Here is an 18,271-nt window from a genome sequence, read left to right on the forward strand (position 1 = left end):
GGAAGGCCCGCTGGCTCGCCGACCGCCACGGCAGCGTCGACGCCGTCAACGACGCCTGGGGCACCGCCTTCTGGGGCCAGCGCTACCGCAGCCTCGACGAGATCGACCCGCCCCGCACCACCCCGACCGTCGCCAACCCGGCCCAGCGCCTGGACTACGCCCGCTTCGCCGACGCCACCATGCGCGAGAACTTCTGCATGGAACGGGACATCCTGCACCGCCTCGCCCCCGGCATCCCGGTCACCACCAACTTCATGACCGCACTCAGCCAGTGCGACTCCGTCGACTACTGGGCCTGGGGCCGCGAGACCGACCTCGTCACCAACGACCACTACCTCATCACCGATGGCCGCCGTACCCACGTCAACCTCGCGATGGCCGCCGACCTCACCCGTTCGTCGCGGGCGGCGCACCCTGGCTGCTCCTGGAGCACTCCACCAGCGGCGTCAACTGGCAGCCCCGCAACCCCGCCAAGCGTCCGGGCGAGATGGCCCGCAACAGCCTCGCCCATGTCGCCCGCGGCTCCGACGGGGCCATGTTCTTCCAGTGGCGGCAGTCCCGCAGCGGCGCGGAGAAGTTCCACTCGGCGATGGTGCCGCACGCCGGTACGGACTCCCGGGTGTGGCGCGAGGTCTCCCGGCTCGGCGCCGATCTCGGCCTGCTCAGCGGCATCCGCTCGACCCGCACCGTCGCGGACGCGGCGATGCTCTGGGACTGGCAGTCCTGGTGGGCGCAGGGGCTGGAATGGCGCCCGAGCGAGGACCACGACGCCCGCGAGCGCGCCGACACCTTCTATGCCTCGATGTACGACCGGCACCTCACCGTCGACTTCGCCCACCCGGACGCCGATCTGTCCGCGTACCCGCTGGTCGTCGCCCCGGCCCTCTACCTCGCCACAGCGGAGACCGGCCGGAACCTCCGTACCTACGTCGAGAACGGCGGCACACTCGTCGTCTCGTACTTCTCCGGCATCGTCGATACTCATGACGCCGTCCACCCCGGTCCGTACCCGGGCGCCCTGCGGGACGTACTCGGCCTGACCATCGAGGAGTTCTCACCGCTCGGCGAGGGCGGGACGGTCCGCCTGATCACTCCCGAGGGCGCCGCCGAGGGCCCGGAGCTGACCGGTGACCTGTGGTCGGACGTGGTGATCCCGCGCGGCGCCGAGACCGTCTGGTCCTACGCCGACGGCATTCCCGCGGGCCGCCCCGCCGTCACCCGCCACCGCCTGGGCAAGGGCACCGCCTGGTACGTCTCCACCCGGCTCTCCGGGCCCCACCTCGACGCCGTCCTCGACCGGGCCTGCGGCGACGCCCGGATCGCGCCGCGCACCGGTCTCCCGCGCGACGTCGAGGTCGTCACCCGCGCCGGCGACAGCGGCACCTATGTCTTCGCGATCAATCACACCGGGGACGACACCAAGGTGCCGCTCGAAGCCGCAGGCACCGAACTCCTCACCGGCGAGCACACCGCGGGCCACCTCGCCGTCCCGGCGGGTGCGGTCCGGGTCGTACGCCTCGACGGCTGAGAGCCCGTCGGGTGACCCCCCAACCCGTCATCCCGTGCAACGGTCGAAGGGACATCGACGATGTACGGAAAGGCGCACGGAAGGCCACCCGGGGCGGACGAGGCCGGCGGTGGTGACAGCCCTTAGGGCTCGCAGAGAATCAACATGCTGGTTTGATCTCTGATGGGGGTCGGCTGCCGTACTTGCCGAGGTGGGCGGCCACGTCTGCCGGGGTGCGGAACCTGGCGGTTGAAGGCGGGATCGCGTGGTCGCGCTCGGCCAGGAGGGGCCGTACTTCCTGGACTGCCCGCGTGAGGGTGCTCCCGGTGACGCCGAAGAGCTGGGCGAGCAGGTCGTGGGTACCAATCTTGCGAAGGCTGAGCACGGTGGCCAGGATGCGGTCTTCGTCGGAGAGCTTGTCCTTGGCGCCCGCACCGCGTGCTCGTTGGCGCTCACCGCCCCGGCGTTCGCGGCGAGTCTGCTCTCGTCGTCGTGCCAGTGCTGGGATCAACGCGCTGACCAGAACGTCCAGTTGTGGATCGGTCATGCCGGTCAGCTCCGGGTCACGGAGCGAGCCGGCGGCAACGTCATTCGGGAGCTCGGGCGACCGCGCTTCGGTCTCCATGCCCGCGCCCTGGCGTGGGGGCGGGCAGGCATCGCCATGGAGCGTGTAGTTCCAGTCGCCGTGGAAGCGGTGCCGGCTCATCGCCAGCGCGTCGACCTGGGCATCGCTGACCTTCACGCCGGTGTCGTAGCTGTCGGTGTCGAGGCGGGCCTCGACCGTCAGTCCGGTGCGGGTGGTGGTCGCCGCGATCGTCTCCACGATGACGTCATGGCTGCTCAGGGGCCTGCCGCGCCAGTTCATGGAGATGTGGGAGAACAGCCGGTGCTCGATCCGATTCCACTTCGATGTGCCCGGCGGTAGGTGACAGACTGTGATGTCCATGCCGGTCTCGGCGGCCAGGGCAGCGAGTTCACTCTTCCAGGCGCGGGTGCGGTAGCCGTTGGAACCGCCCGCGTCGGCGGTAATCAGCAGCCGTGTGGCGTGCGGGTAATCGTGTCGGCCGCGGGCCTGCCACCAGCGGCGGATGGATTCCACCGCGAACGCGGCGGTGTCGTGGTCGGTGCCGACGCTGACCCAGCCGGTGTTCGCCGCGATGTCGTAGATCCCGTACGGGATCGCCTTGCCGGGCCCCTCCCGGTCCAGGAAGTCATGCGTCTTGACCTTGACCGGCTCGCCCCCCGGTTGCCACTCCCGCCCGGCGTTCTTGTACTGGCCGACCAGTTCCTTCTTCTTGCTGTCCACGCTGATCACCGGATCTCCGGAGCTGATGTGGTCCTTGGCCCGGTCGTTGATGTAGCGGAACTGGGCGTCCCGGTCCGGGTGCTGCTTGCCCTCGACGGTCTTGGAGTTGGCCTGCAGACTGAAGCCCGCCTCCCGCAGCAGGTCACCGACCGTGTCGGCACTGACCTTGTGTCCCTGAAGCGTCAGCTCGCCGGCCAGGTTCCGGGTCGACTTGGTCGTCCACCGCAGCGGCGACATCGGGTCCCCGCGCATGTCCGGCTCGACCAGGGCGAGAAGTGCGGGACGCAGTCCCGCGTCCAGGTCGGCGGCCTTCTTCCGTCCGCCGCCGGGCCGGCGGACCCGCCCCAGGGGCCCTTCGCCAGCCTCCAGCTCATAGACGCCCTTGCGGACCGTCGCCTCGCTGACCCCGGCTGCCCGGGCGACGGCCCGGATCCCGCCGTGTCCCAGGAGCCGGGCCTCGGCTCCCATCAGCAGACGCTGTTGCCGCTCGTCCAGATGCGGGAACAACACCCCGAACTTCGCACTCAGTTGATCTCGAATCTCCTGCGTTATGCCCATACCACATCAACGAGCCGCATCGCCGGAAGCAACACGTTGATTCTCTGCGAGCCCTTACGGCCTGGTGCACGACAGGGAGCGGGCTCCCTCGCGCACCAGGTCGTCAGGAAGCAGGCGTGTCCAGAGGCGCGCTCCGCCACTTCCACGAGCTGACGCGCTCACGCCCGGGCAGCTCGGCGCGACCGGTGGACCAGAGCAGCACGGTCCACCGGTCGGCGTCATTCGGGGCGTCCGGGAACAGCCGGGCAAGTACGCGGTCGCACAGATCGGCGGGCGGCGCCCAGGAGATGTCCAGGCCCCGAACGACATCGTGCGTATGCACCAGGGTCTCCACGATCCCCATCGCGGCGAAGCCCTCCGGGTCCGAGATCCCGTACGCATGGAACGAACGGACATCCGCCAGGGTCGTCCGTACCATCGCGGTCAGCAGTGCCCCGCTCGCCTCCAGGGTCTGCAGCAGTCCGACCGCACCGGCGTCGGGGTTGGCGAAGATCGCGTTGGCCGGGCCGCCCTTGCGCTCCGCTCCCCAGCGGTACGGCACCTCGCGGTCGAGCGGCGGCTTCTTCGGGCCCAACTGGGCTGCGTACGCGAAGAGATCATCGTTCAGATGCTCCACGGTCTCCCAGGAGTCCCACTCCAGTGTCCCGGCGGGCGCCCGCCAGTGGTCCTCCGGAACCTCACGGAGCGCGGCGAGCGAGAGATGGACCGCGGTGGTCACGTCGTCCGCGGTGACCGGCAGCCGGGTCGCGGTCAGCGTGGCCCGTTCCGCGGCGCTGCACTCCACGCAGAACTCATTGCCCTCGGGGTCGGCGAGCGTCGCCCAGCCCCGGCCGTTCGGCTTGCGGTGGTCGCCGACGAGAGTGGCGCCGAGGGCGAGCAGCCGCTCGACCTCCTCGTCACGGGTACGGTCCTGCGGCTGGATGTCCAGGTGGACGCGGTTCTTGCCGGCCTTGGGCTCGGGTACCGAAATGAACAGCAGTGCGGCGCCGGGGGTCTCGACGAGTGCCTCGGGATCACCGGGCCGATCCTCGTCGGACAGCTGCGCACCGAGCACCTCGGCCCAGAAACTACCGAGCTTGTAGGCGTCGGCGCAGTCGATGGTGACGTGTCGTACGAGTGAAGTCATGCCCTCACTCTCGCTGCTGACGGACGACCGGGTCCACCCGATTGTGCCGGTGGGCGGGGACGGCCGGGCCACCCCCGCCCACCGCGTCACCGCCTCATCCCACCGGCGAGAAGTCCCGCGACCCGATGAACTCCGGGCGCCTGGCCGGCGCCGCGAACGGTTCCTCGGCGGCGTTCTCCACACTGTTGAAGACGATGAAGACATTGCTGCGCGGGTACGGGGTGATGTTGTCCCCCGAGCCGTGCATGCAGTTGCAGTCGAACCAGGTCGCCGAACCGGCCGGTCCCGTGAAGAGCCGGATGCCGTGCCGGTCGGCCATCCTGGTCAGCGCCTGGTCGGACGGGGTGCCGGCGTCCTGCATCCTCAGCGACTTCTTGTAGTTGTCCTTCGGCGTCCTGCCCGCGCACCCGAGGAACGACTTGTGCGAACCGGGCATGATCATCAGCCCGCCGTTGGTGTCGTGGTTCTCGGTCAGCGCGATCGACACGGACACCGCCCGCATGTGCGGCAGACCGTCCTCGGCGTGCCAGGTCTCGAAGTCCGAGTGCCAGTAGAACCCCGAAGCGCCGAAGCCCGGCTTGACGTTGATCCGCGACTGGTGGACGTACACGTCCGAGCCGAGGATCTGGCGGGCCCGGCCCACCACCCGCTCGTCGCTGACCAGCCGGGCGAAGACCTCGCTGATCCGGTGGACCTCGAAGACCGAGCGGATGTCCTGCGACGTCGGCTCGATGATCGAGCGTTCGTCGGCCCGGACCGCGGGATCGGCGATCAGCCGGTCGAGCTCGGCCCGGTAGCCGTCGACCTCGGCGGGTGTGATCAGCTCGTCGACGGTGAGGAAGCCGTCACGCTCGAAGCCCTGCAGGTCCTTCACGGCGACCGGGCCCGGGGCGCCGGGCGCCGACCAGATGACCGGGTCCTGGCGGGGCGTGATCAGCTCGGCGGAACCCCGGGTGGGATAGAGGTCGGCGCGTACATCGGTGGTCATCGTTCAGACCTCCTCGGTCAGCAGGGGATAGACGCCGTTCTCGTCGTGGTCCTCCCGTCCGGTGACGGGAGGGTTGAAGACGCAGACACAGCGGAAGTCGGTCTTCGGGCGCAGCGTGTGGTGCTCGTGCCCGTTCAACAGATACATCGTGCCGGGGGAGATCCAGTGCTTCTCGCCCGTCTCGTCGTTGGTGAGCTCGGCCTCGCCCTCGGTGCACAACACGGCCTCGATGTGGTTCGCGTACCACATCGACGTCTCCGTGCCCGCGTACAGCACGGTTTCGTGGAGCGAGAAGCCCACCTTCTCCTTGGCGAGCACGATGCGCTTGCTCTCCCAGGTGCCGGAGGCGGCCTTCACATGCCGGTCGGTGTTCTCGATGTCACTGAACGATCGGACGATCACGGTGAGTCGGTGCCTTTCTCTTCTTTTCTCTTCGGTGTCTCTGCGCGCCGGGGTGTCAGACGGTTTCGCGGACGCCACGGGCCAGCGTGCGCAGGCCCTCGTCCAGTTCCTCGGGGGTGACGGTCAGGGCCGGCAGCAGCTTCACGACCTCGCTCCGCGGACCGGAGGTCTCCACCAGCAGCCCCAGTTCGAAGGCGCGGGCGCAGACCGCGGCGGCGCGCGACACGTCGGTGAACTCCAGCCCCCAGACCAGGCCGCGGCCGCGGAACCGAGTGCCGAGCGGGGCGTGTTCGTCGCAGATCGCCAGCAGTGCCTGCTCGATCTGTTCGCCGCGGGCCAGGGTCTGCTTCTCCATCTGGCCGTCCGCCCAGTAGGCGTCGAGGGCGGCGGCGGCGGTGACGAACGCGGGATTGTTGCCGCGGAAGGTGCCGTTGTGCTCGCCCGGTCCCCAGATGTCCAGCTCCGGGCGGAACAGGCAGAGCGACATGGGCAGTCCGTATCCGCTGATGGACTTGGACAGCGTGACGATGTCCGGCGTGATGCCGGCCTCCTCGAACGAGAAGAACGCGCCCGTACGGCCGCAGCCCATCTGGATGTCGTCGACGATCAGCAGCATGTCGCGGCGGTGGCACAGATCGGCCAGCGCCCGCAGCCACTCGGGCCGCGCCACATTGATGCCGCCCTCGCCCTGCACCGTCTCGACGATCACGGCGGCGGGCTGGTTGAGACCCGACCCCTGGTCCTCGAGGAGCCGCTCGAACCAGAGGAAGTCCGGGACTTGGCCGTCGAGATAGTTGTCGAACGGCATCGGCGTGCCGTGCACCAGCGGGATACCGGCCCCGGCCCGCTTGAAGGCGTTGCCGGTGACGGCGAGAGAGCCGAGGGACATGCCGTGGAAGGCGTTGGTGAACGAGACGACCGACTCGCGCCCCTTCACCTTGCGGGCCAGCTTCAGCGCGGCCTCGACCGCGTTGGTGCCAGTCGGGCCGGGGAACATCACCTTGTACGGAAGGTCGCGCGGGCGCAGCACCACGTTCTGGAAGGTCTCCAGGAAGGAGCGTTTCGCGGTGGTGGCCATGTCGAGGCCGTGGGTGATGCCGTCGCGCTCGATGTAGTCGATCAACGCACGCTTCAGAACCGGGTTGTTGTGGCCGTAGTTGAGGGATCCGGCACCGGCGAAGAAGTCGAGGTACGTGTGGCCGTCTTCGTCGGTCAGCCGGGAGCCCTGCGCACGGTCGAACACGGCGGGCCAGCCGCGGCAGTAGCTCCGTACCTCCGACTCCAGGGTCTCGAAGACGCTCAGGGCAGGCGGGGTGATGGTCACAGGGGATCTCCTGCTTGAGGGGGGTGGGAGGGCGGCGGTGCGGTCTTCGCCGCGCTCAGGCGTGGAACGGACCGATGCGGTAGAGCACTTCCGGCAGGTGCGTCCCCTCGGGGAACAGCTCGCCGTCGAACAGCACCTCGCGCTCCAGAGCCACGTCATGGCGGAGTGCGTAGGAGGTGAACAGCCGGTCGGACGCGGTGTTGTCCGGCGTGACGGTGGTCTCGACGGAGGCCAGGCCCTGCACTGCGGCGACCCGCGCGGTCAGCGAGTCCAGCAGCTTGGCGGCCAGCCCGGTCCCGCGGTGGCCGTGGTCGACGGCCACCTGCCAGACGACGAGCGTCTCGGGGCGGTCGGGCCGGATGTATCCCGTCACGAAGGCGACCGGTTCGCCGGTCTCGTCGCGGGCGACCACGGAGGTCGCGGCGAAGTCACGGCACCACAGCAGATAGCTGTACGAGGAGTTGAGGTCCAGGACCTCGGAGTCACGGGCGATACGCCAGATCGCGGCTCCGTCCTCCACTCGCGGGGTGTCGATGGTGAGGAATTCGCTTCGGGCACGTGCAAAATCTGCTGGTGCGGCGGTCATGCGAATTGAATTTACCCAGCAAATTCTGAAATTGCATCGACGCAGACGGTTGGGTGGAAGGGGCCCGTGTGTTATCACGCGGGCGCGTGCCCCGGCGTGAAACGGTGAAGATTCCTGCCGATATGTCCGTCATTTATCCGGCAAATCTTCCCCGGGTGTGGAGTCGGTCACAGAGTCGTAACTCCCGGGAGGTGTGGTCGAATTGCGCAGATCGATGCTTCCGAAACTTTAGGGTTTAGTGTCCGGGAAAGCGGGCACAAGAATGCGGGGAGCTGCTATGAATTAACAGCTCCCCGCATTGATGAATTCGTGGCGGTCCGTCGCCGGATCCCGGACCCTCCTGAATTTATTCGCTCGGCCAGGTTTCCGTAACGGCCCTGCGGGCAGCTTCGAAGTCGACCGGCCGGCCCTCGTCGGCCAACGCCGCCCCCAGAGCCGCGAGCGAGGACTGCACCGCGCCCCGCGTCGCGTCCACACCGTAGTGATTGACCCGGATCATCTCCTTGGACAGTGCCCCACCGCCCGCGATCAGCGGCAGCGACGGGTCGGCCGCAAGTCCCTTGGCGACCAGCCCGGCGGCGTCGATCCCCGCCGGGGCGCGCAGCGTCGTGGCGACCGGCGCCGCGTCCCGTGCCTCGTGCACGTACGGCGCCAGTCCGCCGCTGAGCGCCACCGCGCCCGCCCGCGTCGCCGCGGCGGCCGCCGCGTGCCGGGCCATCAGCGCCTCCAGCCCCTCCGCCTCGATCCGCTCCACGCACGCCTCCAGCGCCAGCATCTCCAGCTGCGCGGGGGCGTGCAGGAGCGCCTTGCGGCCGCCGTCGATCCAGCGCTCCTTCCAGTCCAGGAGCGAGAGGTACGAGTGGCGGGGGGCCTCGGGGTTGGCGGCGATCCGCTCCCAGGCGCGCCCGCTCACCGACACCGCCGACACCCCGGCCGGGCCGCCCATCGCCTTCTGCGCGCCGATCACGCAGAGGTCGACGCCCCACAGGTCCGGCAGCAGCGGCTCGGCGCCCACCGAGGCGACGGCGTCCAGCATGAACAGCGCCCCGTGCGCCCGGACGACCTCACCGATCTCCGCGACCGGGTTGGTGTTGCCGGTCGCCGCCTCCGCGTGGACCAGCGAGACGAAGTCGATCTCCGGGTGCGCGGCGAGCGCCTGCGCGACCTGGTCGGCGGTGACCGCCGTGTGGAACGGCACCGCCAGATCGATGACATTGGCACCGCAGTCGCGCAGCCAGTTCCCGAAGGTCTGCCCGTACGGCCCCGTGACCACGTTCAGTGCGGTCGAACCGGGCCGGGCACCGCCCCGGATGCAGCCTTCGAGGGGAAGCAGCGCCTCGCCCTGCATGATGACGACGTCCTGCTCGGTGGCGAGGAGCCCGGCCACCCGGCGTTCGATGACGGCGAAGTGCGCGGCGGTGAGCGGGGCGAGGTCGAGGAAGGGGTGCGTCACGGTGGTGCTCTCTTCGGATCGGGTCGGCCTGCGGTTCGGCGTACGAACAGCGCTTCCGTCGAGAGTACCGAGGCCGTCATCGGCCGCCTCGTACAGTGCTGCCATGAGTGATCACACGGTGCGGCCTGTGCTGCATGTGAAGGGGCGGGTACTCGTCGGTCCCGACGACGTACGGGACGAGCTGTGGGCCGTCGGCGGGCGGATCTCGTACGAGCGGCCGCCCGGCGCGGACGCGGCGGAGACCGTCACCGGCTGGGTGCTACCGGGCCTCGTGGACGCCCACTGCCATGTGGGGCTCGATCACCACGGCCCGGTCGACGCCGCCACGAGCGAGAAGCAGGCGCTCACCGACCGGGAGGCCGGCACGCTGCTCATCAGGGACGCCGGATCGCCCTCCGACACCCGGTGGATCGACGACCGCGAGGACCTTCCCAAGATCGTCCGGGCCGGACGTCATATCGCCAGGACCCGGAGGTACATCCGGAACTACGCCCATGAGATCGAGCCGGGCGACCTCGTCGCATACGTCGCGCAGGAGGCGCGGCGCGGCGACGGCTGGGTCAAGCTGGTCGGCGACTGGATCGACCGGGACGCCGGTGACCTGACCGCCTGCTGGCCGCGCGGCGAGGTCGAGGCGGCCATCGCCGAGGCGCACCGGCTCGGCGCCCGGGTCACCGCGCACTGCTTCGCCGAGGCCGCTCTCGTCGATCTCGTCGAGGCCGGGATCGACTGCATCGAGCATGCGACGGGTCTGACCGAGGACACCATCCCGCTCTTCGCCGAGCGCGGTGTCGCGATCGTCCCGACGCTGGTCAACATCGCCACGTTCCCGGACCTCGCGGCCGGCGGCGAGGCCAAGTTCCCGCGCTGGTCGGCGCATATGCGGCAGCTGTACGAGCGTCGCTACGACACGGTGCGCGCGGCGTACGACGCGGGCGTGCCGGTCTACGTCGGCACCGACGCAGGCGGCTCGCTGGCCCATGGTCTGGTGGCGGCGGAGGTCGCCGAACTGGTCACGGCGGGCATCCCGGCCCGCGAGGCGCTCTCGGCGACGGCCTGGGGTGCGCGCGCCTGGCTCGGGCGGCCGGGCCTCGAGGAGGGCGCCCCGGCGGATCTGGTGGTGTACGAGGAGGACCCGCGGGCGGATGTACGGGTGCTGGCGGCGCCGCGCCATGTGGTGCTGAACGGCCGTGTGATCGGCTGACGCCGCCGCGGTGACGCGTTGACAGCCAGTGACCGAACGGAGCTCGCGTTCGTCGAAGCACCTCAGCGCAGCCGGTCGGTTCCTCGCACACGCTCGGCTGATCGGGTGACTCCGAGGGTCGCACGTGCCGAGATAATCGAATGCAGACACGGAAACCCCCTTTGGGGTGAACTCGCCTCAGGCAACTGCCAGTTCACCATCTGTACGAAAAGATTCACGGAGTCGAGGCCACCGGTGCCCGCGATGTCCCCCATTGGACGGCGCCGGTGGCTCCATGTCTCTTGTGGGGGTTCCACCATCTTGAACAGCAACACCTTCCGCCTCGCCGCACTGGCGGCTGCCGCCGCGCCCGTCGCCCTGCTGGTTGCCGCCCCGGCGCACGCCACCGGGTCCACCACGACCACCGGCGGCGGGAAGGCGAGCGCGGTCGTGCTCCGCACCGCACTCGACGTCTCACTCCTGAACAAGACGGTCGACGTGCCGCTGAGGACCACGCTCAACGAGGTGCACGCACCGGCGAGCGCCGAGGAGACCGCCCTCAGCGTGCGGCTCGACGGCGTGGCGCACAGCCGCCCGGTCGACGTGCTCCGTGCCGACGTGGCCACGGCGGACGCGACCGTCGACAAGCACAGGGCCGAGGGTCACAGCAACCTGGCGAAGGCCCGCGTCCATGTGCCCGGACTGCCGCTGCTCTCGATCGTCGAGGTCGAGAAGGTCACCTCGAAGGCGGTCTGCGAAGTGGGTCACAAGCCCGTTGCCGAATCGAATGTGCTGGGCCATGTCAGGGTCCTCGGCCGGAAGGTCACGCTGACGGCGGGCGGCACGACCCGGGTGGCGGTGCCCGGCGTCGGCGAGGTCGTCCTCGACCTGTCGAAGACCCGGACCACGTCGCGTACCGCCGCGGCGACCGCGCTGCAGCTGAAGGTGTCGGTCAACCCGCTCAAGCTCAATGTCGCCGACGTCCAGGGTGAGGTCACGCTCGTCGAGGCGACCTGTGAGACCCCGAAGGCGGCCGCTCCCAGCGCCGAGCCCACCGAGCCGGCGGGAGGCAACTCCGGCGGCGAGGTGAAGCCGCAGACCGGGACCGGCCACGCCCCGGCAGCGGTCGACACGAGCCTCGCGGAGACCGGTGGCAGCTCCACGACGCCGTACCTCGCGGGCGGAGCGGCGTTCCTGCTTGCGCTGGGCGCGGGCGCGACCGTCGTGGCACGCAGGCGCGCCCAGGACTGACACCGACCCGGCCCGAGGGGCGGGACAGGGGGAAATCAGGGGCATGGGGGAGCGGCGTTCGCACAGGGGCGAGCGCCGCTCCCCGTCAGCGGTTCCTGGGGGAGGCGAGCACCTGGAGCGCCTGATCGAGCGCCTGTAGAAAGCGGTTGGTCGTCACGCGGTCGCGCACGGCCAGCCGCAGCCACTGCGGGCCGAGCCCCGGGAACGTATCGCCGCGCCGCGCCGCGAACCCCAGCGCCCGCAGCCGCTCCCGCACCTCCGCCGCCCGCTCCAGCCGCACCAGCACGAACGGCCCTTCGGCAGGCTCCGCCACCCGCACTTCGGCGAACTCCATGAGCCCGGCGATCAGATGGGCCCGGTCCACCGCGATACGGTCCGCCGCGACGGCCGCCTCGACCAGCGCCCGCGGCTCCATGCACGCCTCGGCCGCCGCCAGCGCGGGGGACGACACCGGCCACAGCGGCTGCGCCTCCTGGAGCGTGCCGATGGTCTCCGGGGACGCCAGCACGTAACCGATCCGCAGCCCAGCCAGCCCCCATGTCTTGGTGAGGCTGCGCAGCACGACGAGGCCCGGGACGTCCGTACGTCCGCACAGCGCCTCGCGCTCGCCCGGCACCGCGTCCATGAAGGCCTCGTCGACCACCAACGTCCGCCCGGGGCGTGCCAGTTTCTCCAGTGCGGCCGCCGGATGCAGGACCGACGTCGGATTGGTCGGATTGCCGACCACCACCAGATCCGCCTCCTCGGGCACGGCCGCCGGATCCAGCCGGAAACCGTCCTCCGCGCGCAGCAGCACCCGCCCCACCGTGTGCCCGGCCGCGCGCAACGCCGCCTCGGGCTCGGTGAACTGGGGATGCACGACGACCGGCCGCCGGGCCGGCAGCGCCCGTGCGATCAGCACGAACGCCTCCGCCGCACCCGCCGTCAGCAGGACCCGATCCGCCGGCAGCCCGTGCCGTTCCGCGACCGCGGCCCGCGCACGGCCCCCGTCCGGGTAGGCGGCGAGCGTGGAGAGGGACGCGGTTATTCGCTCCTTCAGCCAGGCCGGGGGCGTATCGGTACGTACGTTGACGGCGAGATCGGTCAGATCCCGGCCGCGGACCTCCACGTCGCCGTGGTGCCGCAGATCGTGCTGTCCGCCTGCGCGGTTGACATCGGGTCTCTCAGTGGGAGTGTGCATGACTTCCAGAGGGTGTGGGGGGCGGGTTCATGACGATGGGGATGGAGCAACGGCAGGACGACTATGTGCCCGGCACCGCACTCGACGCAACGGTCGGATCCGGATGCGCGTGCGAAGCCCGCCGGGCCACCGCACAGGTCACCTTCCCCACCCGCCCCGCGGGGTTCGACTTCCGCTTCGGTACGAGGAGTTCGTCGGCACGGACGAGAGCCGCCGCCTCCGCGACCGACGCCGAACCGACCGCCGCGAGCACGGCGCCCGACGGGTTCGGTACGGCGACCACGGCGAGTTCCTGCGCGCTGTAGCCGCGTACGGGCACGCCCAGCAGCGCCGCCGCTCCGACGATCCCCGGCTCCTCGGTCTTCGAGTCGAGGGTCGCCAACTCCACGACGTCGCAGGGTGACAGCCCCGCCTCGTGCAGTACGGACGAGACGAGCTCCAGCACCTCACCGGCCGGCGCGCCCCGGCCCGCGCCGACCCCGACGACGAGCAGAACCATGGGGCGAGATCCCTCCGGGAACGGGAGCGGGACAAGGAGCAGCTCCGAGATGCGCGGACCGCGGTCGATCGGCCGGCAAGAGCCCATGGCGGTGTTCGTCGCGCTCGGCGCTTTCCTGATGCCCCTGGCGGGCGGTTGGGTCGCCCAGCGCGTCACCGACGGCCGCCACCTGGTGCCCGGCGTCGTCGGCCTCGACCTGCTGCCGGAGGCGGTCGAGGCAGCGGGCGAGCGCGTATTCGGCGTCCCGGCGGCTCTGTTCCTGTTCGTCGGCGGCTTTCTCCTCGCCCACCCGGTGGAGCGCCTCCTCGCCGTACGCCGGGCGGCACACGGCACGATCGAATCCAGCGCCGCGGCGCCCGGCGCTTCCACGAGGGGTGGTGGTCGGGAGACGGGCGGGCGTGTGCCGCAGGTCGGGCTGACGGCAGCGGTGGCGATGGTCGGCCACAGTCTGATGGACGGGGTGGCGCTCGGCGCGGCATTCCAGATCGGCGGCGGCATGGGCGCCGCCGTCGCACTGGCCGTCATCGCCCATGACTTCGCGGACGGCTTCAACACGTACACCGTCACGAGCCTGTACGGGAATGCGCGGCGCAAGGCCCTGGCGATGCTGTTCGCGGACGCCCTGGCACCGATGGTCGGAGCGGCCACGACGCCGCTGCTCACCCTTCCGGAGGAGTTCCTCGGCTGCTATCTCGGCTTCTTCGGCGGCGCACTGCTGTACCTCGCCGCCGCCGAGATCCTTCCGGAGGCACACCACGCCCACCCGGCCCGCTCCACACTGCTGTGCACCGTGGTGGGGGTCGCCTTCATGTGGCCGGTGGTGGGCATCGCGGACTGACGGCGTCACACCGCGGCCCACTCGACGAACCGCCGCGCGACGCCCGGCGCCGAGGCCCAGTGCGTATGCAGATAGCTGGCATGGACGCCCTGCTGCACGAAGCCCTCCACGCGCCGTTCCGGCAGATGCATGCCCCAGGCCGGGGAGGCACCGGCGCCCGGCTCCAGCACCGTGCGGTGGAACTCGTGCCCACGCAGCCGTGTGCCGACCGCGGCCAGCGGACTGTCGGTGAGTGCCACGGCCTCCCGGTAGCCGAGTGTCAGCCGCTTCGACATCCGGCCGTCGGCGTCGAGCACCCCGCACATCGGCAGTCCGTCGAGCGAACGCGAGAGATAGAGCAGCCCGGCACACTCGGCGGCAAGGGGAGCCCCGGCGGCGGCGAGATCGGCAACGGCCTTGCGGAGCGGTTCGTTGGCGGACAGCTCGGGGGCGTACACCTCCGGGAATCCCCCACCGATGACGAGCCCACGGGTGCCCTCGGGCAGCGCTTCGTCCCGCAACGGATCGAACGTCACGACGTCGGCCCCGGCGGCGGTGAGGAGCTCGCTGTGCTCGGCGTAGGAGAACGTGAAGGCGGGTCCTCCGGCCACGGCGACGACGGGCCGGCCACAACCCGGCCCGCCCTGGCCACCGTCCGGCCGTTCCGGGCCACCCTCACCGTCGGCGTCCCTGCCTCCGCCCGCCTCCCGCACGGCCCCCGCCGGATCCCACGCCCCCGACGCGGCCGGCGTCCGCGGTGCCGACCGCGCCAACGCCATCAGCGCATCCAGGTCACACCCGCTCCGCACCTGCGCCCCCATCGCCGCGACAGCGGCGACCGCGTCGCCCCGTCGCTCGGCCACCGGCACCAGCCCCAGATGGCGCGAGGGCGTGGCCACCTGCTCGGCCCGCCGCAGCACCCCCATCACCGGGACACCGGACTCCTCCAGCGCCTCCCGGAGCAACATCTCGTGCCGGTCCGAGCCGACCTTGTTGAGGATCACCCCGCTGATCCGTACCTGCGGATCCCACGAGGCGAAGCCGTGCACCAGCGCTGCCACCGACCGCGACTGCGACGACGCGTCGACGACCAGCACCACCGGAGCCTGCAGCAGCTTCGCGACATGGGCGGTCGACGCCAGCTCGCCCCGTCCGGAGGCCCCGTCGTACAGCCCCATCACCCCCTCGACGATCGCCAGGTCGCACCCACGGGCCCCGTGCGCGAACAACGGAGCGACCAGCTCCGGACCGCACATGTACGCGTCGAGGTTGCGCCCCGCCCGCCCGGTGGCCAGCGAGTGATAGCCGGGGTCGATGTAGTCGGGCCCGACCTTGTGCGGCGACACGGCGAGGCCGCGCTCCGCGAAGGCCGCCATCAGTCCCGTCGCCACGGTGGTCTTGCCGCTGCCGGAGGCCGGCGCGGCAATCACCAGTCGCGGAATGGTCACCACTCGATGCCCCTCTGGCCCTTCTGGCCGGCGTCCATCGGGTGCTTCACCTTGGACATGTCGGTCACCAGGTCGGCGGCCTCGACGAGCTTCTCCGGGGCGTTGCGTCCGGTGATCACCACATGCTGCGTCCCCGGACGGTTGCGCATCACCTCGACCACCTCGTCGGTGTCGATCCAGCCCCAGTGCATCGGGTACGCGAACTCGTCGAGGACGTACAGTTTGTACGTCTCGGCGGCCAGGTCGCGCTTGACCTGCTCCCAGCCCTCGCGGGCCTTCTCCTTGTTGTCCGCGTTGTCGCCGTGCAGGCCGCGCTGGACCCACGACCAGCCCTCGCCCATCTTGTGCCAGGCGACCGTGCCACCCTCACCACTCGCGCCGAGGACCTTCAGCGCGTTCTCCTCCCCGACCTTCCACTTCGCCGACTTGACGAACTGGAACACCCCGATCGGCCAGCCCTGGTTCCAGGCGCGCAGCGCGAGCCCGAACGCGGCCGTCGACTTGCCCTTGCCGATACCGGTATGGACGAAGAGCAGCGGACGGTTCCGGCGCTGGCGCGTCGTCAGCCCGTCGTCCGGCACCGTGGTCGGCTGTCCCTGCGGCATTAAGCGGCCCTCCTGTTGGATCCGTTGGTTCCCTGAACGTCCCTGACGAGCCCGGCGATCGAGTCGGCCCGCAGCTCGTCGAGCGTGACGGCGGTGCCCCCGAGATCGCGGGCCAGGGAGCCGGCCAGCCCGAGCCGCACGACCCCCGACTCGCAGTCCACGACGACGGACGCCGTGCCCTCGGCCTCGTGCAGCCGCGCGGCGCGCGCCGCCAGGGCCACCGGCTCCGGACCTCCGGTCGCCCGCCCGTCCGTCACCACGACCAGCAGTGGCCGCCGCGACGGATCGCGCAGCCGCTCCACCCGCAGTACGTCATGTGCCTTCAGCAGCCCGGCCGCGAGGGGAGTGCGCCCACCGGTCGGCAGCGTCTCCAGCCGCGCGGCGGCCGCGTCCACGGACGAGGTGGGCGGCAGTGCCACGTCGGCGCCCCTGCCGCGGAAGGTGATCAGACCGACCTTGTCCCGCCGCTGGTACGCGTCCAGCAGCAGCGACAGCACCGCACCCTTCACGGCGCCCATCCGCTGCCGGGCGGCCATCGACCCGGACGCGTCCACGACGAAAAGAACGAGGTTCCCCTCGCGTCCCTCCCTGTTCGCCTGTCGCAGATCATCCCGCCGCACCACCAACCCGCGGCCCGACCGCCCGCGCGCACGCTGGTGCGGGGCGGCAGCCTGTACGGTCGCGGCGAGATGCAGTTTGGTCAGGGCCCCCTCGGGCCGCCGCGCCCCGGTCGTACGCCCGTGTTCGGTACGCGCCCGGGACCGCCGCCCCGCCGCTCCCTCGCCGAGACCCGGCACGCTCAGCATCTTCGTGCGGAACGGCTCGGCGGCGCGTGCGGGCTGCTGCTCGCCACCATCGGCCGGCCGCCCCTGCGAGGGCAGTCCGGGCGTGTCGCCGTTCCCCGCCTCGGGCTGCGGCGGCGTGTCGGGCCCGTCCTCCCGCGGAGGCTGCCCACCCCCACCCGGCCCGTCCGGATCGGGATCGTCCCCGCCCCCGTCCCCTTCACCGCTGTTCTGCTCCAGAGTGTCGTCGAGCTTGTCCTCGTCGAGACCGGGCGCGTCGAACGGATTGCGGCGGCGCCGGTGGGGGAGCGCGAGCAGGGCGGCCTGCCGGACGTCCTCGGCGAGCACGTCGGTACGCCCCGCCCACGCGGCCAGCGCGGTCGCGGTGCGGGCCATCACGATGTCGGCGCGCATCCCGTCGACCTCGAAGGCCGCACAGGTGGCGGCGATCTGCCGCAACGCACGGTCCCCGAGCACCACATGGGGAAGAAGCGCCCGCGCCGCGGCGATCCGCTCCCGCAACTCCCCTTCCTCCTGGGCCCACCGGGCGGCGAACGCGGCCGGATCGTCGTCGTACGCGAGCCGCCGCCGTACGACCTCGACGCGTTGATCGGTGTCGCGTGACGCGGAGACCTCGACGGTCAGCCCGAACCGGTCGAGCAACTGCGGCCGCAGCTCGCCCTCTTCGGGGTTCATCGTTCCGACGAGCAGGAACCGCGCGGCATGCCGTACGGAGACGCCTTCGCGTTCCACGTACGAGGCACCCATGGCAGCCGCGTCCAGCAGCAGATCCACCAGGTGGTCATGGAGCAGGTTGACCTCGTCGACGTACAGGATTCCGCGATGCGCATCGGCGAGGAGCCCCGGCTCGAAGGCCTTGACCCCCTCGGCGAGCGCCCGCTCGATGTCGAGCGCCCCGACGAGCCGGTCCTCGGAGGCGCCCACCGGCAGCTCCACGGTCCGCGCCGCCCGCGACACGCCGCCCCCGGCCTCGTGGGGACCATCGGGACACGCCGGATCGGGTGACACCGGGTCACACGAGAATCGGCAGCCGGGGACGACATCGACCTCGGGCATGAGCGCGGCGAGCGCCCGCACGGCGGTGGACTTGGCGGTCCCCTTCTCCCCACGCACGAGCACACCGCCGACAGCGGGCGATACGGCGTTCAGCAACAATCCGAGCCGCAGATCGTCTTGCCCGACGATGGCAGTAAAGGGATACGGGGTACTCACAAAGCCTCCTTGACGACGTCATC

General features: G+C 70.9%; 13 protein-coding genes and 2 pseudogenes. 4 read left to right on the plus strand and 11 right to left on the minus strand.

Features of this window, described 5'->3' with window-relative positions:
- Window positions 1-8 precede the first annotated feature (8 nt).
- Window positions 9-1,528 (plus strand): annotated as a pseudogene (locus OG395_RS38610) (beta-galactosidase); the annotation flags it as partial.
- Window positions 1,529-1,667: 139 nt separating this feature from the next.
- Here the strand turns inward: OG395_RS38610 and OG395_RS38615 are convergent.
- From OG395_RS38615 to OG395_RS38645, 7 genes are all read right to left on the minus strand, one after another.
- Window positions 1,668-3,371 (minus strand): ISAzo13 family transposase, encoded by a 1,704-nt coding sequence (locus OG395_RS38615; protein ID WP_327242291.1) that lies wholly within the window; start codon window positions 3,369-3,371, stop codon window positions 1,668-1,670.
- A 103-nt stretch (window positions 3,372-3,474) separates the two neighbouring features.
- Window positions 3,475-4,497, minus strand: a complete 1,023-nt coding sequence (locus OG395_RS38620; protein WP_327247072.1) for a VOC family protein — start codon at window positions 4,495-4,497, stop codon at window positions 3,475-3,477.
- Window positions 4,498-4,591: 94 nt separating this feature from the next.
- Window positions 4,592-5,485 (minus strand): ectoine hydroxylase, encoded by an 894-nt coding sequence (gene thpD / locus OG395_RS38625; RefSeq protein WP_266987068.1) that lies wholly within the window; start codon window positions 5,483-5,485, stop codon window positions 4,592-4,594.
- Between the two features lie 3 nt (window positions 5,486-5,488).
- Window positions 5,489-5,887: an ectoine synthase gene (locus OG395_RS38630; RefSeq protein ID WP_327247073.1), complete on the minus strand. Its 399-nt coding sequence runs from the start codon at window positions 5,885-5,887 to the stop codon at window positions 5,489-5,491.
- Window positions 5,888-5,942: 55 nt separating this feature from the next.
- Window positions 5,943-7,211, minus strand: coding sequence for a diaminobutyrate--2-oxoglutarate transaminase (gene ectB, locus OG395_RS38635; RefSeq protein ID WP_327247074.1), 1,269 nt, complete (start codon window positions 7,209-7,211; stop codon window positions 5,943-5,945).
- Between the two features lie 55 nt (window positions 7,212-7,266).
- Window positions 7,267-7,731: a diaminobutyrate acetyltransferase gene (gene ectA / locus OG395_RS38640; protein WP_376342335.1), complete on the minus strand. Its 465-nt coding sequence runs from the start codon at window positions 7,729-7,731 to the stop codon at window positions 7,267-7,269.
- A 412-nt stretch (window positions 7,732-8,143) separates the two neighbouring features.
- The gene (locus OG395_RS38645) at window positions 8,144-9,250 is read right to left on the minus strand and encodes a pyridoxal-phosphate-dependent aminotransferase family protein (RefSeq protein ID WP_327249592.1); all 1,107 of its coding nucleotides are present in this window, start codon (window positions 9,248-9,250) and stop codon (window positions 8,144-8,146) included.
- 103 nt (window positions 9,251-9,353) lie between these two features.
- Here OG395_RS38645 and OG395_RS38650 point away from each other — a divergent pair, with 103 nt between their 5' ends.
- Window positions 9,354-10,454 (plus strand): amidohydrolase family protein, encoded by a 1,101-nt coding sequence (locus tag OG395_RS38650; protein WP_327247076.1) that lies wholly within the window; start codon window positions 9,354-9,356, stop codon window positions 10,452-10,454.
- A 300-nt stretch (window positions 10,455-10,754) separates the two neighbouring features.
- Window positions 10,755-11,684, plus strand: a complete 930-nt coding sequence (locus OG395_RS38655) for an SCO1860 family LAETG-anchored protein (RefSeq protein WP_327247077.1) — start codon at window positions 10,755-10,757, stop codon at window positions 11,682-11,684.
- Between the two features lie 85 nt (window positions 11,685-11,769).
- Here OG395_RS38655 and cobC read toward each other — a convergent pair.
- Window positions 11,770-13,363 (minus strand): annotated as a pseudogene (cobC, locus tag OG395_RS38660) (Rv2231c family pyridoxal phosphate-dependent protein CobC).
- An 85-nt stretch (window positions 13,364-13,448) separates the two neighbouring features.
- Between cobC and OG395_RS38670 the strand changes: the two are divergent.
- Entirely contained in the window at window positions 13,449-14,201 is a 753-nt protein-coding gene (locus OG395_RS38670; RefSeq protein ID WP_327249593.1) for a ZIP family metal transporter, read from the plus strand.
- A gap of 5 nt (window positions 14,202-14,206) precedes the next feature.
- On the opposite strand, the gene OG395_RS38675 is transcribed toward OG395_RS38670, so the two are convergent.
- From OG395_RS38675 to OG395_RS38685, 3 genes are read right to left on the minus strand one after another with little or no spacing between them, the layout of a single operon-like run.
- A complete protein-coding gene (locus OG395_RS38675; protein ID WP_327247079.1) occupies window positions 14,207-15,631 on the minus strand; it encodes a cobyrinate a,c-diamide synthase in 1,425 nt (474 codons plus the stop codon).
- Window positions 15,625-16,233 (minus strand): cob(I)yrinic acid a,c-diamide adenosyltransferase, encoded by a 609-nt coding sequence (gene cobO, locus OG395_RS38680; protein WP_327247080.1) that lies wholly within the window; start codon window positions 16,231-16,233, stop codon window positions 15,625-15,627. Before cobO ends, OG395_RS38675 begins: the two co-directional genes overlap by 7 nt.
- A complete protein-coding gene (locus OG395_RS38685; RefSeq protein WP_327247081.1) occupies window positions 16,233-18,248 on the minus strand; it encodes a putative cobaltochelatase in 2,016 nt (671 codons plus the stop codon). Before OG395_RS38685 ends, cobO begins: the two co-directional genes overlap by 1 nt.
- Between the last annotated feature and the right edge of the window lie 23 nt (window positions 18,249-18,271).

It is taken from the genome of Streptomyces sp. NBC_01320, assembly GCF_035974375.1.
GTDB classification, from domain to species: Bacteria; Actinomycetota; Actinomycetes; order Streptomycetales; family Streptomycetaceae; genus Streptomyces; species Streptomyces yanii.

Bases quoted from the DNA above. Each gene is read 5' to 3' on its own strand.
- OG395_RS38615 (WP_327242291.1), bottom strand. From the start codon at position 3,371: ATGGGCATAACGCAGGAGATTCGAGATCAACTGAGTGCGAAGTTCGGG.
- OG395_RS38650 (WP_327247076.1), top strand. From the start codon at position 9,354: ATGAGTGATCACACGGTGCGGCCTGTGCTGCATGTGAAGGGGCGGGTA.
- thpD (WP_266987068.1), bottom strand. From the start codon at position 5,485: ATGACCACCGATGTACGCGCCGACCTCTATCCCACCCGGGGTTCCGCC.
- OG395_RS38670 (WP_327249593.1), top strand. From the start codon at position 13,449: ATGGCGGTGTTCGTCGCGCTCGGCGCTTTCCTGATGCCCCTGGCGGGC.
- OG395_RS38620 (WP_327247072.1), bottom strand. From the start codon at position 4,497: ATGACTTCACTCGTACGACACGTCACCATCGACTGCGCCGACGCCTAC.
- cobO (WP_327247080.1), bottom strand. From the start codon at position 16,233: ATGCCGCAGGGACAGCCGACCACGGTGCCGGACGACGGGCTGACGACG.